The organism is Streptomyces sp. NBC_00090 (assembly GCF_045160815.1).
Lineage (GTDB): Bacteria > Actinomycetota > Actinomycetes > Streptomycetales > Streptomycetaceae > Streptomyces.
Genome location: NZ_CP108224.1, coordinates 6,959,595 through 6,975,297 on the forward strand (window position 1 = coordinate 6,959,595; position 15,703 = coordinate 6,975,297).

Genomic DNA, 15,703 nt, shown 5'->3' on the forward strand with positions numbered 1-15,703 from the left:
GTCCACGACCAGGGCCGGCTGGTCCTCCTCGTGGAGCCGCCGCACCGCCCGGTCGAACAGAGTTCCTGGTCGGGTGGTCTTCCGGCCGTGCGTGCATGAAGGCAGGGCTTCCTGGTAGCTCGGGGGTGCGATCCCATCCGAGCGGTTCCGGAGGCCCTGTTGTCGTTGTTGTACGTGCCCGAGCCCCTTCACTTCAACTTGCCCGCCGTGTCGTGCGATTGCCTCGCGCACGTGTACGGCAACGCGGCCGACCATCCGGACCGGGTGCGCCGCTATCCGTCGGACATGACGGACGCGGAGTGGGCGGCTGTCCGGCCGTTGCTGCCGGTGCCGACCTGGCTTCAGGGCAGGGGCGGGCGGCCTGAGGGCTACTGCCACCGCCAGCTGCTGGACGCGATCCGCTACCTGGTCGCGGGCGGGATCTCGTGGCGGGCGATGCCCGCGGATTTCCCCGCCTGGGGCCGGGTCTATGCCTTCTTCCGCCGCTGGCGTGAGCACGGGCTGATCACCGAGTTCCACGACCGGCTGCGCGGGAGGGTGCGTGAACGCGAGGGCCGTGAGGCCACCCCCACGGCGGGGATCATCGACGCGCAGTCGGTGCGGGCCGCCGCGACGGTGCCGGCCGCCTCACGTGGCTACGACGGCGGGAAGAAGGTGCCCGGGCGCAAACGGCGCATCGTGACCGACACACTCGGCCTGCTCCTGGTCGTCGCGGTGACCGCCGCGAACATCGGCGACCGGGACGCCGCAACGGGCCTGCTGAGGCGGCTGCGGCGCCTGCACCGCGACATCACCCTGGTCTGGGCTGACGGCGGCTACACCGGTGGCCTGGTCGACTGGGCACGGGAGAAACTCGCCCTGACCCTGGAGATCGTCAGACGCACCGACGACATGACGGGCTTCGTGGTGCTGCCCAGGCGGTGGGTGGCAGAGCGCACGTTCGCGTGGCTGATGCATTCACGTCGGCTGGCCCGGGACTACGAGACGTTGCCGGCCAGCAGCGAGGCGATGATCCATTGGTCGATGGTCACGCGGATGAGCCGGCGTCTGGCACGGCCACGGGCCGCCGGCCGGCACTGAATGCCCCGGACGCCTCGAGCAGGAGCCACCCGCGCTCGGCCAGCCGCCGGGCTTTCGAGCGCACCCCCTCGACCTTCGCCGACGATGTCTCCAAGCCCAGCCGAGCCGTGATCTCCCTGGCCTTCAGCGGCTGCTGGCCCGCGGACTGCCGCTCCTCCAGCACGCCCAGAATCCCCTGGTAGTCCGGCGCTAGCACCGTCACCGGCAGTCCTTCATGCCAAGGCGGCACGATCGAGCCCGGCACCGGCGCGGGCGCGGATTCCGCCGCGGCCTCGGTCACGGCAGGGGTCTCGGCAGCCGAGGCCGCCAGGGCCTCCATCAGCTCCTCCCGCGCGATCACCCGCCGGTCCAGCTCGATCTCTGCGGCCTCCAGCACCCCAGCCAGCCGGGCGGCTTCCTCCCGCAGTCCCTCCACCCGCACTCGGGCCGCTGTCTCCCGCTCCTCCAGCATTCCCAGCACCGACGCCATCGCGCACCCCTCGATCACGAAGCCAAAACAAAACGCCGCATGCATCCCTCACGCTGAGCTAGACCATGCCTGACCAGCGAAAATCAAGCGATCGCGTTCGGTTGAGATACGGCTTCTCACAGTGGTTGTGGGTGCCTGGTGCTTGCCGGACATGGTGGTTCCAGACAGTGGGAGCGGACGGAGGACGGGGCGCGCGGAGTTCTTCTGGAAGTCATGGCGAAGCCTTTCTTCTGGTCGGTCGGTCGGGGTGGGGGCGGGCCGTGGGGTACAGCCCGCCCCGGCTGTGGTGGGTCAGGAACCCGACGGCGGCTGGGTGGGGAACACCCAGTTCGTCGGTGTCGCAGAACCGGTGGCCGACGGTCCGGTGGGAGGCGGCAGCGCGGGCGAGGGGCCGGTGGACGGCACGGTGCCCGTGTAGGTCGCGCCGCCGCCGGAGCCGACGTGCCGGCGAGATGGCCGGAGCCGCCGGTGACGCCCTGGACGGTCGCCTCCGCCCCTTGCGCTTCGCCCTCGCCGGGGCGCGTGATCAGCGGTGGGATCCCGGGCCGCTGGATCAGGGCCTGGCCCTTGTCACCGGTGGCGTTCGGATCTTCGCCGTACCGGAAGCGGGTCTGCGGCTTGGGCGGGCCGGCGTCGATGCCCTCCTTGCTGAGGTTGCCGCCGGTGGGGTTGATGCCGGAGGCGACGCCGTCGGCGCCCGCGCCGGGGACCTGGTTCGGCCCCTGCGGAGCAGGGGTGCCAGTGCCGGCCTGCATCGCCAGGGTGCCAGCGGTCTTCGCCGCTCCTGCGGCGATCGCCATGCCGGCGACGCTGGTGCGGTGCAGGTCGTCGTGGCCGCCGCCATCGCTTGCCCAGTGGACGAACTTGTAGGTCGCGTAAGGGCAGAGCAGCACGAGGACCATCACGACGATGCCCGCCATCGCGTCGGACAGGGCTGCCATCCCGTCGCTGGTGTCGGTCTTGCCCATGGCGGAGACGCCGATGAGGAAGACGATGGTCATCAGGAGCTTGGAGACGATCAGGGTGGCGGTGGCCTCGATCCAGCCGCGCCGCCACCGCTTGGCGACCTCCCAGCCGCCGCTGGCCCCGGCGAACACGGCGAGGGTGACCATGATCAGGACGCCGACCTTACGGGCGACCATGACGCCCCAGTAGAGGAAGGCGCCGATGGCACACCCCACGGCGGCCAGGGCTGGGACGCCCCAGCCGAGGCCGTACATCGCCCCCAACTGGTTGACCTTCACCACGCGCCGGATCGCGTCGTCGACTGAGGTGTTGGCCGCCTGGAAGAGACCAGCGGACAGGGCGTCGACCACGGTGATAGCGACGGTGGTGAAAGCGATGGCGCAGAAGCTGAACAGGACGCCGGTCATGGTGCCGATCGTGGCCTGGGCCAGGGCGCGTTCGTCCCGCCGCCAGGCCGCGAGCATCAACTGGATGCAGAACGTGCCGACGGTCAGCGCGAGCCCGATGGGCAGCAACAGCTCGTAGTTTTCCCGGAACCATCCGGCGTTGAGGTCGATGGCGGTCGTCTGGTCGACGGCCTTGGCGGCGAGATCGGCCGCGCTGGCCGCCAATTCGCCGGCCGACTTCGCGATCCACGCGCCGATGCCGTCGGTGACGGTTCCGGCGGGGTTGGTGGCGAAGTCGACGGCGCCGCACACCTTGTCCATCAGTGGGAAGTCGCAGACTCCCATGGTGCTACCTCCCTTCTAGAACGGGGATCAGGGCGCGACAGACGGCATGACGCCGACCAGGGCGCAGGGATGGTTGGGCCGGCACTGGACCGCGAGGGTGGTGGAACGGCTCTCCGCACCGCCGACGGGCGAGCCATTCCAGGCGATCGACTGCTTGCCGGAGACCGTGACGGCGTAGACGTACGCCTGGGTGATTGCCCCGGGATCTTCCTGAAGGGCTCGGGTGAAGGCGTTTGGGAAGTGCCCCTCGCTCACCTCGGCTGTGGCGAACTGGCCGTTGGCGGCCATCTCCTTCCACAGCACGGGCGAAGGGACGACCCTGTCGACCGAGTCTGGATCGGCGTACTTCGCCTCCGTGGTCAGCCACCCGCGCAGAGCCTTTTGCAGCTCGGGCTGTGAGTACGCACGGGTGTCGTAGGACCACAGCGCCGCTGCGGCTGCCTTCCCGAACGCGATCGGGTCACTGGTCTTCGGCGGGACCGGAAGGGCACGAGGATGAGTGTGCAGCGTGAGCGGCCCGGACGATGAAGGAGTCGAAGATGAGTCCGTGGGTGAACTCGACGGCGGCGCTGGGGTTTCGGAGGGGCCCCTGCCGTCGCGGGTGAGGTACGCGGCCAGGCCGGCAAGGGCGAGGAGTACCACTAGGACGACGGTGCCGAGCAGCGCCCGGCGGCGCACGCGAGATGCGCCGCCGGGGTGCGTGGAGTGGTGAGACATCAGCGGACCTGCGTCCCGAGCGTGCTGAAGAAGGCCACCACGCCGTTTGCCGCGCCGAGCAGGAGGGCCGCGCCGGAGCTGACCAGCACGCCCTTCTTGCCGTTCGCCTCCGCCTGGTGGCCGCCGGAGTGGTGTCCCCAGGCCCATACGCCCGCGCTAACGGCGAGGGCGCCGACCACGGCGATGAGGCCGAAGAGATTGATGGAGCCCATCACCTGCTTGAGGACGGACAGGCCCGGCAGGCCGCCCTCGTTCGGCTTGATCCCGGGATCGTAGGCGAGCTGTATGACCTGGTCGACGAGATACATGGGGAACTCCAGTTCGATTTACTGCGCGTCGAAGCCCGCACGGGCGAAGCGGCGGTGCGTGGAAAGGGGGAGGGGGAGAAGCGCCCGGTCAGACGACTCGCCGGGCCGCGAGGATCTGCGGCTTCCAGGACGCGAGGGTCGCGATGCGGACCACGTCGCCAGTGCGGGGGGCGTGGACGATGAGGCCCTGCCCGATGACCATGCCGACGTGCTCGGGCGCGGTGGCCGTCCCCCTGGTGAAGAGGAGGTCACCTGGCTGAAGGGCGTCGACCGATACGGCTTTGCCGTCCTTGACCTGCGTGTACGTGGTCCGCGTCAGGGTGACCCCGGCGGCCTTGTACGCCTGCTGCATCAGGGAGGAGCAGTCGCACCTGCCCATGGCGTCCTTGCCGTGGGAGTTCGTGCAGGTCCCGCCCCACTGGTACGGAGTGCCGAGCTGCCCCAGCGCCCACCGGATCGCCGTCTGGACTTCCCGCGGAGCGTTGGCGGGGATCTTGTACTCGGTCGGCAGCGCACCGGGCGGGATGGTGCCGAAGTTGGTCCCGTCCCCGTCCGCCGAGCAGCCGCCCGTGGTACTGGGCGGAGGACTGCCAGTGCCGGCCGGGTCGGACGACGAGGGACTCGGCGACTCGTCACCGGCCTTCGGCAGCAGGGGCTCGATGGCCTTCTGTAGAGCGGTGGCCAGCGGCTCCCACTTGGCGTACGCCTCGGGGAAGCCCGACCGCTGCACCGCCTGGGCGGCCTGGGTGATCGACAGGGACTCCCAGCCCGAGACCTTCCGCAGCCCCTCGTAGAACTTGGTGGAGGCGTACACCGGGTCGAGGATCTCGTTCGCCGTGCCCCAGCCCATCGACGGCCGCTGCTGGAACAGACCCAGCGAGTCGCGGTCGCCCCAGGTCAGGTTCCGCAGGCCGCTCTCCTGCAGGGCGGTCGCCAGGGCCACGACCTGCCCCCGGGCCGGGATGTTCATCGCGACGCCGGTGGCCTGGATCGTCTTGGCGTTGGGCACCTGCTCGGCCGGGTCATCGAGACCCGGCACGGAGACCGAGCCCTTGGCGCCGCCGTCCAGGATGGCCTTCACCTGAGTGGCGACGGCAGCGGTATCCACAGCCTGTGCACCGTTGGTTGAGCAGGAGGCCGAGGCGGTCCCGGCTCCGATGGCGAGGACCGGAACGGCCAGCAGCAGCGGGCCGGTCGCGCAGAGACCGAGGAAGGCTCCGGTGGTTTTCTTCATCGCTGCCGCCGTTCACCGAGGCGGCGGTGCCAGTCGGGTGACGGCGGCGGGTCGGGGCGCGGAGGTATCAGGGCATGCTGCATCGCAGCGGCTCCTCGGTGTTCGTAGGAGACGCGGTGCCGACTTCTCGTGCAAAGCCGTCGGCACCGCGCCGATGTGCGTCCGCCTCTCGGGCGGGCCCGGGTCAGGGGAGTTGGTAGCTACCGGACACCGGTCTCAGGTCACGCGCGGCAGCCAGCCGCGCTCGTAATCTCAGGCAGTACACCGGGGCTCCTGACGGCGTGCGAAGACGTGTGGGCAATGTGCCTTCCGTGCCGCTCGACTGGACGAGGCAACACGAATAAGCACAGGTCAGCTGGGGTGGAGCGAGGCTCCGGCCCGGTGACACGGCGAGACAGTAGACCGGGATTCCGGCCGCACCAAACGACTCCCGCACCTGGACCGGCAGCGCGGTGCACCTCGTTAGGTCCGGCCGGAGATCGCCGCTAACCTCCGGCACAACCCCGCCCCGGACGAACTCCGTTGAGCGCTGTCCGGAGCGGTTCCAGACCCGCCATGCCCTGAGAGAGGCCCTGCCCATGAGCTACACGCTGCACCGAGGCGACGCCCTGACCGTCCTGAAGTCCCTTCCAGACGAGAGCGTCGACGCCGTGATCACCGACCCCCCGTACAACTCCGGCGGACGGACCAGTTCGGACCGCACCGGCCGCACCGCGCGAGCCAAGTACGTCACCAGCAACTCCGCCCACGACCTCGCCAACTTCCCCGGCGAGAACCGCGACCAGCGCTCCTACCGCTCCTGGCTGACCGAGCTGCTTACCGAGTCGTACCGGGCCTCCACCGAGCACGCGGTTGCCATCGTCTTCTCTGACTGGCGCCAGGAACCGACCACGTCCGACGCCCTGCAGATGGCCGGGTGGACCTGGAGCGGCACGATCCCGTGGATCAAGCCCGCCAGTCGGCCTCGCAAGGGCGGGTTCAAGCAGTCCGCCGAGTTCATCACCTGGGGCGTCAAGGGCAGCCTGGCCAAGGACCGGGACCTGTACCTCCCCGGCCACTTCATCGCCTCCCAGCCGCGCAAGGACCGGGTGCACATCACCCAGAAGCCGGTCGAGATCATGCAGCAGCTCGTGCGGATCTGCCCCGAGGGCGGCACCGTCCTCGACCCCTTCACCGGCAGCGGCTCCACGGGAGTCGCCGCCCTGCGCGAGGGCCGACAGTTCGTGGGGGTCGAGCTCTCCTCGCATTACGCCGACGTCGCTGAGGCGAGGCTCCGAGCGGAGCTGACCCAGGACGACTTCGTCCTGGCCGGACCGGAGGCGTGAGCATGAGACCGACCAGGCCGGGGCCGACGGACCGCAGACGCAAAAGGGCGGCTGGTGCATCGAGAAACCGATGCACCAGCCGCCCTTCTTCTGGCGTCAGGCTGCCTCGAACGCCCGCTTGATCAGCGGCCCGGCCTTCTCCAGGTCAGCCGCCGAGGAGATTCGGACCTCCAGGTCGCCCGTCCCGAGGTGGCCGATGCCCCGCATATCGCGGGAGAAGCCCTCCTCCAACTCGACCGTGTCCGGGTCGACCTTGAGGTAGACCAGGATCACCTCGTGGTTCGGGCGGAAGATGACGGAGGCGACGTTCACCATCCGGCGGTAGGCGATGTAGTGCCGAAGCTGAGCCACCTCGACCTCGCCCCAGGCAGTGAGGGCCTCGTCCAGCTCGGCGTACAGGTCCTGCAGGCAAGCCGGAGCCACGCCCAGGGGCGCCTGGACCGACCCGACGCCGGCACCGGCCGCTACCTCCCTCTGCCGACTCCGCCGCCGAGCCGGAGCGGGACTGGGAGACCCAGATGCGGACTCGATCAGCAGCAGGCTCAGCAGCCCGCCGTCGAAGACGCGGTAGCGAACCAGGTCGACCCGCTCGTGCAGCCGGTGCACGGCGACCCGGTCGTGGTGCGAGAAGCTGGCCGCGATGCAGACCATCCGCGGGTTCCGCCAGTCGATCGACTCGGCGGCCTCGGAACCCAGCTTCTCCTTGACCAGCGCCTCGAACTCGTGACGTGCGGAGTCCAGCCACGACAGATAGGAGACGGCCTGCGAGAGGACACCGCTGTCGGCGCCCTTCTTGTACTCGATCAGCGCAGGCGTGCCGTTCTCGTCCAGGCCGAGCGAGTCGATCCGGCCCCGGTGCCAAGGCCCGGTCTGGTACTCGGACGCCAGGAAACGGATACCGAGCATCGACTCCATCCCGGCCTCGACACGGCGCTGCAGCTCCACCTCCAGCGCCACCGTCGAGCCGCGAAGCTCGACGTCCCGGCCACCGGCATCCTGCCGGAACAGCATCAGGTCGGTCACCTGCGTCTCCCTCCCGCGATCGGTACAAGGGGAGCAATCGAAACGGCCGGAGGGGTATTCCGGACGAGAGGCAGCCGCCACAGCCTCAGACACCACACGCCCTTCCAGAAGCACCTCATCTCCCACGGCCTGAGCCGCGAATGCTGGTGGAAACAAGGCAAGTAGCTGACAATTGAAGATCCTCGACAGAGTCGCTCAATGTAAAAACTCCTACCACGTGATCGCTGCCACCGATAGTGCAGGAGTTTGGTCTGTGTGGATCAGGGTGTTCCATCAGCGGCGTCTGCCAGGCTGGGACCATGGATCTTGGGCAGGACTCCGGCTCGTGCCAGGATGCACAGAACGACAGGCGATCCGGGAGCGGAAGTTGACGCGGGTGGGCATCGAAGAGGTCGATGAGGCGGATCGATTCGTACGGGACACGACGGTGCCGACCGTCGGCCAATTGGTTACGGTACGTAATCGAAATTGGGTGGCCACTGCGGTGGAGCGCTCCTCGATCGCAGTCGAGCAGCCGGGCAGTCCGCTGCTTGCCGAGGCGCAGCACCTGGTCTCCCTGGTTTCGGTGGACGGTGACTCCGGTGACGAGGAGTTGCGCGTCCTGTGGGAGCTTGAGCCTGGTGCTACGGCCCGTGAGCAGCACGCCCTGCCCTCTCCTGCGAGTGGGTTCGACGACCCGGCGAAGTTGGACGCCTTCCTTGACGCTGTGCGCTGGGGCTCGGTGGCAACGGCGGACAAGACGTTGCTGCAGGCGCCGTTCCGCTCCGGTGTGAAGCCGGAGGACTACCAGCTCGACCCTGTGGTGCGGGCGCTGCAGATGCCGCGTACGAACCTGCTGATCGCGGATGACGTTGGTCTCGGTAAGACCATCGAGGCGGGTCTGGTGATGCAGGAGCTGATGCTGCGGCACCGGGCGCGGACAATGCTGATCGTGTGCCCGGCTTCGCTCACTTTGCAGTGGCGCGATGAGATGCGCGACAAGTTCGGCCTGGGCTTCAAGATCGTGGATGGGGAGCTCCTGAAGGAGCTCCGCAGGTCTCGCGGACTGTACGCGAATCCGTGGACGCACTACCCGCGATTGATCGTCTCGATCGACTGGCTCAAGCGGGAGCGGCCCATGGCGCTGCTGCGCTCGATCCTGCCGCCGGCGCCCCAGTATCCGCGCGCCTTCGACCTCCTCGTCGTCGATGAGGTGCACACGTGCGCACCTTCGGGGTCCGGGAAGTACGCGGTCGACTCACAGCGCACCGACGCGATCAAGACCTTGGCCCCGCACAGCGAGCACCGGCTGTTCCTGTCGGCGACGCCGCACAACGGCTACTTGGAATCGTTCACCGCCCTGTTGGCTCTGTTGGACGGCCACCGCTTTGCCCGCACCCTGGAGCCCTCGGAAGAGGCCAAAGCGCAGGTGATGGTGCGGCGACTGAAGCGGGATCTGCCGCCGAACTGGGACGGTAGCTCCCGCTTCCCGGAACGTGACCTCGACCATCCCCTAGAGGTCGTCTACGATGCCGCGACCCGCGACGCCTACGCAAAACTCGACCAGTACGCGCAGTCCCGCCGCGAGACGATCTCCGGGCAGCTGACGTTGCAGGGCACCGCGCCGAGCCGGGCTGCGGACTTCGTCGTCACGCTGCTCAAGCGTCGTTTCTTGTCCAGCCCGAAGGCCTTTGCCAATACGGTGGACACCCATCTGAAGACGATGCTCGCCCGGGGGAGGCACAACGAAGCCGAGCGGGAGTACGACCGCGGCGCGTACACGGTGGCGGAGAAGGTCCTCGCCAAGATGATCGGGCAGCTGGACGAGACGGCTGAGGACGATGCCGCCTTCGAGGAGACAGCGCAGGAGGCCCTTGCCACAGTTCGTCGGTTCGCCCCGCCGCTTTCCCCGGCCGAACAGAAGCTGCTGGAGGACCTGCGCGACTGGGGAGACCGCAACTCGGAGAAGTCCGACGGCAAGTTCACCGCCTTCCTCGGCTGGCTGCGCGCCATCGTGCAGCGAAACGGAACCGATGGGGTGAGCGGCAGCTGGGACGGCGAGCGGGTCATCGTGTTCACCGAATACCGCGACACCCAGCGCTGGCTGCACGAACGACTCATCAGCGCCGGTGTCCCGAACGAGGCGATCGCCCAGCTCTACGGCGGCCAGGACCGCGATGAGCGCGAGCGCGTCAAGAACGTCTTCCAGGACGACCCCGACGTCGACCCGGTGCGGATCCTCCTCGCCACCGACTCCGCGAGCGAGGGCATCAACCTGCAGAACCACTGCCACCGGGTCCTGCACTGGGAAATCCCGTGGAACCCCAACCGCCTAGAGCAGCGCAACGGCCGAGTGGACCGGCACGGACAGACCGCGGCGAAGGTCGAGATCGTCCATTTCGTGCCCCAGGGCTGGGACCGGCAGCGCGAGGAGGACACCGGATTCACCGAGGGCACCTTGGAGGACGCGATGGCTTTCCTCGGCGTCGCGGTCCGCAAGGTCGAGCAGATCCGCACCGACCTCGGCAGTGCCGGAGAAGTGATCGCCAGCCAGGTCGAGCAGAAAATGCTCGGCAAGCGCTCCAACTGGCAGACCACCGACAGGGAGATCCAGAGTCTGGCCGGCAAGGCCGTACTGAAGATCGAACGGAATCTGGCGCACGACCTCCAGCAGGCCCAGGAACAGCTCACCCGGACCCGCACCGAGCTGAATCTGAACCCGGAGACGATCGAGCGGGTCGTACGGACCGCGCTCCGCCTGGCCCACAAGAAGGATCTGATCGAGACTCCGTCGCCCAAGGGGGTCAATGCACGCTGCTTCAAGCTCCCTGAACTGAAAGAAGGCTGGGCGCAGGCACGCAACGACGGCCTGCGGCACCCGGTCAGTGGCAAGGAACGCCCCGTCACCTTCGACCAGGACTACGCCGGACGTACTGACGTCGTGCTGCTGCACCTGAACCACCGCCTGGTCGATCTGTGCCTGCGTCTGCTGCGCGCTGAATTGTGGTCCCAGGACGAGCACGGCGCGCATCTGACCCGTGTTACCGCCCGGATCGTCCCTGGCGACCTGCTGCGCAACCCTGCAGTGATCGCACACGGCCGCGTCGTGCTCACCGGGAACCGCGGAGTGCGCCTGCATGAGCAGATCGCCCTGGCCGGAGGATCCATCGAACATGGCAAACTGATGGTGGAGAAGAACCCGGAAGCCCTGGAACACTGGCTCGCTGCCGCGTCGCAGGACGCGCCACCGCCCGAATTCCTCGACCGGCTCACCGCGCTGTGGGGCGTACTGGAGACCCCTCTCGGCAAGGCGCTGCAGACCGAGTCCAACAAGATCGCGCGCAAACAGTGCAAAGTCCTGGACAAGCGCTGCGAGGAAGACGTCAAGGCAATGCAGTCGGTACTGACCGAGCTGGAGCGCAACATCCGGGACTCCCTGAACTCCAACCCGCTCTGGCGCCAGGACTCCCTGCTGGCCCCCGACCCGGAACGCGACCAGCTCAGGAAGGACCGCACGGAACTGGAGGCACGCCTCGCCGCCGTCCCTGAACAGCTCGTGTCCGAGGCCGCGGCCCTGCGCCACCGGTACGCGGACCCGGTCGCCCGCCGCTTCCCCGTGGCGGTCACCTTCCTCGTCCCAGCCTCCCTGACCGTAGCCGCTTCTTCCCACCAGGCAGGCCACTGATGCCAACGCGCACCCGCTTCCCGAAAACGGAGCAGCAGACCCCGATCGAGCAGCACGCCGAGTGGCTCAACCTGCTGCGTCCGGACGGGCCGTTCCTCACCGCCAAGATCCTTGCGGAGGCGTTTCCGCAGGGCCTCGATGTTGCCGACACTCCGCTGCGAGGCCGTCTCCGGCAGGCCTGGGCTGAACTGCAAGCCGAACCGGCGACGCTGTGCAGCGCATGGCAGCACCTGGTTCTGGAAGAACTGCTCGGATACCGGGGCCAGGCACTGCGCCAAGGCTCGATGCTGCCCCGCGAACTGACCGACCACCCCGGCACACCCCCCGACGGACTGCTGATGGGCCCGCCCGACCCGACCACCGGCCTGCCCGGCGCAGCCGAACGCGCCCTGATCTACCGCCGCCCCTGGGGCGCACCCCTCACCCGCGCCCTGAAGGGCCTGCCCTCGCTGGCCGAGCAGGCCGCTGAGCTGTGCCGACGCCGTGCCGTCCCCCTCGCACTGCTCACCAACGGCACCCTGTGGGTCCTCGTCCATGCCCGACCCGGAGCGCCGACCTCGGTGGCGGTCTTCGACGCCGACACCTGGTTCGAAGAACCGCTGCTGCTGCGCGCCTTCACCTCCCTGCTCGGTGTCCGCTGCGCCGCCCTCGCGCCCAAGGACCGCGAGGGCAAGGACACCGATTCCCTCGCCGCCCTGTTCACCCGCACAGCCGACGACACCACCGCCGTCACCAAGACCCTCGGCAAGCAGGTCCGCGCAGCCGTCGAACTCCTCGTCGCGGAACTCTCCCGCCTCGACCGCGAGGCCGACGGCACCGTGCTGGAAGGTGTCGCCCCGCGTACCGTCTACCGCGCCGCGCTGACCGTCATGATGCGCATCGTCTTCCTCCTCTACGCGGAGGAACAGAACCTGCTCCCGGCTGACGACGAGCTGTACGCCGACTCCTACTCCGTCACGAAGCTCTACGACCGCCTCGACCAGGACGACGCCGACATCGCCGACCGCTGGAAGGCTGCCTGGCCCACGCTCCTCGCCACCTTCCGAGCCGTCCACGGCGGTGCCCGGCACCCGGACATGTGGATCCCCGCATACGGCGGATCATTGTTCGATCCGAAGCGGTTTGCCTGGCTGGAACGCCTGAAGGTCACCGACCGCGTCGTCTTCGCCATGCTCGACGCGCTGATCAAGCTCAAGCGCACCACGCCGGCAGGCAAGGTCACCTCGACGGAACGCCTGTCCTACAAGGGCCTCGACGTCGAACAGATCGGCCATGTCTACGAGGGCTTGCTCGAACACTCCGCCATTCGGCTCCCCCGCGACGAAACACGCCTCGGGCTCAAGGGCAAGGCTGGTGTCGACGCCAAGCTGGCTGACCTTGAAGCATGGAGCGCGGCGGGTCACCTCCAGGCCAAGACCGTCAAGCTTGCCGGCCTGACGGCGAAGCAGTTCACCTCCGCGATCGCGACCGAGCCGACCGGCGCGCAGATCGGCACGCTCGACGCAGCTTGTGACAACGACCCCGAACTCGCCGCCCGAGTACGCCCGTTCTATGGCCTACTGCGCTCGGATCTACGTGATGAGCCGGTGGTTCACCCTGCCGGTACGGTCATCGTCACGCAGGTCGGCGACCGGCGCGACTCCGGCACGCACTACACACCGCGCGCCCTCGCCGAAGAGATCGTGCTGCACACCCTCGACCCTCTGTGCTTCTCACCCGGATCCCCGGACGGCATTCCGCGGCCGGCTGACGGAATCCAGCCGGCCGAATGGCGAGTGCGTCCAGCGTCGGAACTCCTCGCGCTCAAGGTCCTTGACTCTGCGATGGGCTCTGGGGCGTTCTTGGTCTCGGCCTGCCGGTATCTCTCGGAGCGGGTCGTTGAGGCATGGGACCGCGACGGGCTGCCGGATGTGGTCAGCGCACGTCTCGGCGAGAATCGTGAGGACCGCGACGCGAAGCTCCTCGAAGCCCGCCGCATGGTCGCCGACCGCTGCCTCTACGGCGTCGACATCGATGAGATGGCGGTGGAACTCGCTAAGCTCTCGCTGTGGTTGGTCACCCTGGCGAAGGGCCGTCCGTTCAACTTCGTCGACCACGCCCTGCGCTGTGGCGACTCACTCATCGGCTGCTTGACAGCGGACCAGATCGAGGCCTTCCACCTCACCCCGAGCGAAGGTCATCGCCTCAACGCCCGCCTCAGCGGTGAAATCGACAAGATCACTGGTCCGCTGCTGGCCCAGGCTGCCGAGCTGCGTCGCGACATCGAGCAACACGAGGTCATCGACATCCGAGATGCCCGGGCGAAGGCTGCGAAGCTCGTCAAGGCTGAAGCGCTGACCGAACGGCTCCGCCTCGCTGCGGACGCCGTCGTCGCGGCGAAACTGTCCACCGCGACGACCAAGTCCGATGACGCATACGCCAACCGCCTTGCTTCCATCGCCGACCTCATCAAACAGGCACTACTGGGGGACAAGGCCGCAGAGACCGAGGCCCGCACCATCGTCGACGGCTGGCTCCTCGGCCCGAGCGACGGACCGCGCACTGCCCCGTTGCGTCCGCTGCACTGGCCACTCGAATTCCCTGAGATCATTACTGACATCACGCGCGGCGATCACCGTTTCGACGCAGTAGTGGGAAACCCGCCATTCTCGGGTGCAATGGATATTCGCGGTCGGGTTGGCATCGACTGCTTGAGCTACATCGGGCAGGTAATCGCAAATGGTTCGACGGCAGGGGGCAGGGCAGACCTATGCACCTACTTCCTCCTAAGGAACTCCCAGCTCGCCCCTGCTCGGCGCGTGGCGATTATTGCGAGCAATACGATTGCTCAAGGAGATTCTCGAGAGGTCGGCATCGCGCGAGCAATAGAGAAAGGTTGGGAGGTATTTCGCGCGATTAAATCTCAGCCGTGGATCGGTGCGGCAAATGTGTTCGTCTCGTTGATTTGGCTGAGGAGCGACGGGCTCAAAGATCCGGCAGTTCTCGAAGGTGCCAGCGTGTCAAAGATCGACTCGAGTCTAACTCGGCCGTCCCGAGTAACTGGCGAGCCCTTTGAGATCAAGACGTTTTCCGGGCGGTCTTCACAGGGGTGTATCACGGTTGGCACAGGATTTGTAATTGAGGAGGGAGAGGCCCAGGCGCTGATCGCTGCTGATCAACGAAACCGCGAAGTGGTCCGCCCCTTCTTGATCGGCAATGATGTGAATAATCATCCGCAATCCCTAGCAAAGCACTGGGCTATCGATTTCTTCGAAATGCCCCTCATGGAGGCGCTGGATTATCCAGCCCCACTTGCCATTATCGAGCGCGAGGTTAAGCCTTGGCGACAAGAACTCAAACCCAACGGCGAATATGTGCGCCGCAAGCCGCTGCCACAGCGTTGGTGGCAGTACGGCGATAAACGCAAAGCGATGCGTGATGCCATCTCGGATCTCGACAGGGTGGTCGTGATCGGTCGAGTAAGTAAGTATGGCCTCCCGAATATTGTCCCAACTGGGCAGATTTATTCAGATCAGTTGGTTGTCTTTTATGCATCTGATCACGCTGCCATGCTCGCACTGCTCACCAGCACCTGGCACTTCAACTGGTGGACCGTCAAAGGTGAGTCGACCCTAGAGACAAGGCTTCGCTACACCCCCTCCGATGGCTTCGACACCTTCCCGCAGCCAGATCTCACCCCACGCATCCGTGCCGCTGGCGAGGATCTGGACACCTACCGTCGCCATGTCCAGCTATCGCGGACACCGCAGCTCGGCGTGACCGACCTCTACAACGAGGTCCACAAGCCGGCGAACCTCGATGCCGACATCCAGCGCCTGCGCGAGATCCATGTCGAGATCGACGAAGCCGTCACCGAGTCCTACCTCGCCCATCCCCTCGCGGCACGGTTCGGCTGGACGCCGCTCGTGCTGAACCACGGCTTCTACGAGACGGTCCACGGGGTGCGCTGGACTGTTGACCCGGATGTCCAGATCGAGATGAACGACCGTCTACTTGAGCTCAACCATGCCCTCTACGTAGACGAGGTCCGCCGCGGCCTCCACAGCAAGAGGGGCTCTGCCAAGCCCAGGAAGGCCGTCGCCCCCAAGGCGACCAACGACCCCGGTAATGGGCTCTGGTAGGGGCCGCCGCCACCGGAGGCGATGTGCCGGCGCACGTCTTGGCCACGATGCGCCTGCACTGTCAG

The 15,703-nt window shown here is 67.5% G+C and carries 9 protein-coding genes and 1 pseudogene; 4 read left to right on the forward strand and 6 right to left on the reverse strand.

The features are described 5' to 3' along the window. Positions 1–285 precede the first annotated feature (285 nt). Entirely contained in the window at positions 286–1,080 is a 795-nt protein-coding gene (locus OG361_RS31085) for an IS5 family transposase (protein WP_405862536.1), read from the forward strand. On the opposite strand, the gene OG361_RS31090 is transcribed toward OG361_RS31085, so the two are convergent. The 5 genes and pseudogenes from OG361_RS31090 to OG361_RS31110 all read right to left on the reverse strand — a co-directional run bounded on the left by OG361_RS31090 (position 1,028) and on the right by OG361_RS31110 (position 5,505). Continuing rightward, on the reverse strand, positions 1,028–1,549 hold the full coding sequence (locus OG361_RS31090) for a hypothetical protein (protein WP_356683215.1): 522 nt from the start codon (positions 1,547–1,549) through the stop codon (positions 1,028–1,030). The two genes, OG361_RS31085 and OG361_RS31090, sit on opposite strands and share 53 nt — an antisense overlap. A gap of 291 nt (positions 1,550–1,840) precedes the next feature. Beyond that, positions 1,841–3,246 (reverse strand): annotated as a pseudogene (locus tag OG361_RS31095) (ATP-binding protein). A 27-nt stretch (positions 3,247–3,273) separates the two neighbouring features. Then, complete coding sequence (locus tag OG361_RS31100) at positions 3,274–3,963, reverse strand: hypothetical protein (protein ID WP_405858775.1); 690 nt, start codon at positions 3,961–3,963, stop codon at positions 3,274–3,276. Next, entirely contained in the window at positions 3,963–4,271 is a 309-nt protein-coding gene (locus OG361_RS31105; RefSeq protein WP_405858777.1) for a DUF6112 family protein, read from the reverse strand. The genes OG361_RS31100 and OG361_RS31105 overlap by 1 nt, the downstream gene beginning before the upstream one ends. 88 nt (positions 4,272–4,359) lie before the next feature. After that, positions 4,360–5,505: a C40 family peptidase gene (locus OG361_RS31110; RefSeq protein ID WP_405858779.1), complete on the reverse strand. Its 1,146-nt coding sequence runs from the start codon at positions 5,503–5,505 to the stop codon at positions 4,360–4,362. Between the two features lie 578 nt (positions 5,506–6,083). On the opposite strand from OG361_RS31110, the gene OG361_RS31115 reads away from it, so the two are divergent. Continuing rightward, on the forward strand, positions 6,084–6,830 hold the full coding sequence (locus OG361_RS31115; protein ID WP_405858781.1) for a DNA-methyltransferase: 747 nt from the start codon (positions 6,084–6,086) through the stop codon (positions 6,828–6,830). 96 nt (positions 6,831–6,926) lie between these two features. Here OG361_RS31115 and OG361_RS31120 read toward each other — a convergent pair whose 3' ends face one another. Continuing rightward, positions 6,927–7,853, reverse strand: a complete 927-nt coding sequence (locus tag OG361_RS31120; RefSeq protein ID WP_405858783.1) for a DUF5655 domain-containing protein — start codon at positions 7,851–7,853, stop codon at positions 6,927–6,929. Between the two features lie 376 nt (positions 7,854–8,229). Between OG361_RS31120 and drmD the strand changes: the two genes are divergently transcribed. Both drmD and OG361_RS31130 read left to right on the forward strand, forming a co-directional pair. Further along, on the forward strand, positions 8,230–11,517 hold the full coding sequence (drmD, locus tag OG361_RS31125; protein ID WP_405858785.1) for a DISARM system SNF2-like helicase DrmD: 3,288 nt from the start codon (positions 8,230–8,232) through the stop codon (positions 11,515–11,517). Beyond that, a complete protein-coding gene (locus OG361_RS31130) occupies positions 11,517–15,638 on the forward strand; it encodes an Eco57I restriction-modification methylase domain-containing protein (protein ID WP_405858787.1) in 4,122 nt (1,373 codons plus the stop codon). Before drmD ends, OG361_RS31130 begins: the two co-directional genes overlap by 1 nt. Positions 15,639–15,703: the final 65 nt, after the last annotated feature.

What these genes read in the sequence shown, in the direction of transcription:
- OG361_RS31100 (WP_405858775.1), bottom strand. Translation starts at nt 3,963, where the DNA reads ATGTCTCACCACTCCACGCACCCCGGCGGCGCATCTCGCGTGCGCCGC.
- OG361_RS31090 (WP_356683215.1), bottom strand. Translation starts at nt 1,549, where the DNA reads ATGGCGTCGGTGCTGGGAATGCTGGAGGAGCGGGAGACAGCGGCCCGA.
- OG361_RS31105 (WP_405858777.1), bottom strand. Translation starts at nt 4,271, where the DNA reads ATGTATCTCGTCGACCAGGTCATACAGCTCGCCTACGATCCCGGGATC.
- OG361_RS31130 (WP_405858787.1), top strand. Translation starts at nt 11,517, where the DNA reads ATGCCAACGCGCACCCGCTTCCCGAAAACGGAGCAGCAGACCCCGATC.
- OG361_RS31115 (WP_405858781.1), top strand. Translation starts at nt 6,084, where the DNA reads ATGAGCTACACGCTGCACCGAGGCGACGCCCTGACCGTCCTGAAGTCC.
- OG361_RS31085 (WP_405862536.1), top strand. Translation starts at nt 286, where the DNA reads ATGACGGACGCGGAGTGGGCGGCTGTCCGGCCGTTGCTGCCGGTGCCG.
- OG361_RS31110 (WP_405858779.1), bottom strand. Translation starts at nt 5,505, where the DNA reads ATGAAGAAAACCACCGGAGCCTTCCTCGGTCTCTGCGCGACCGGCCCG.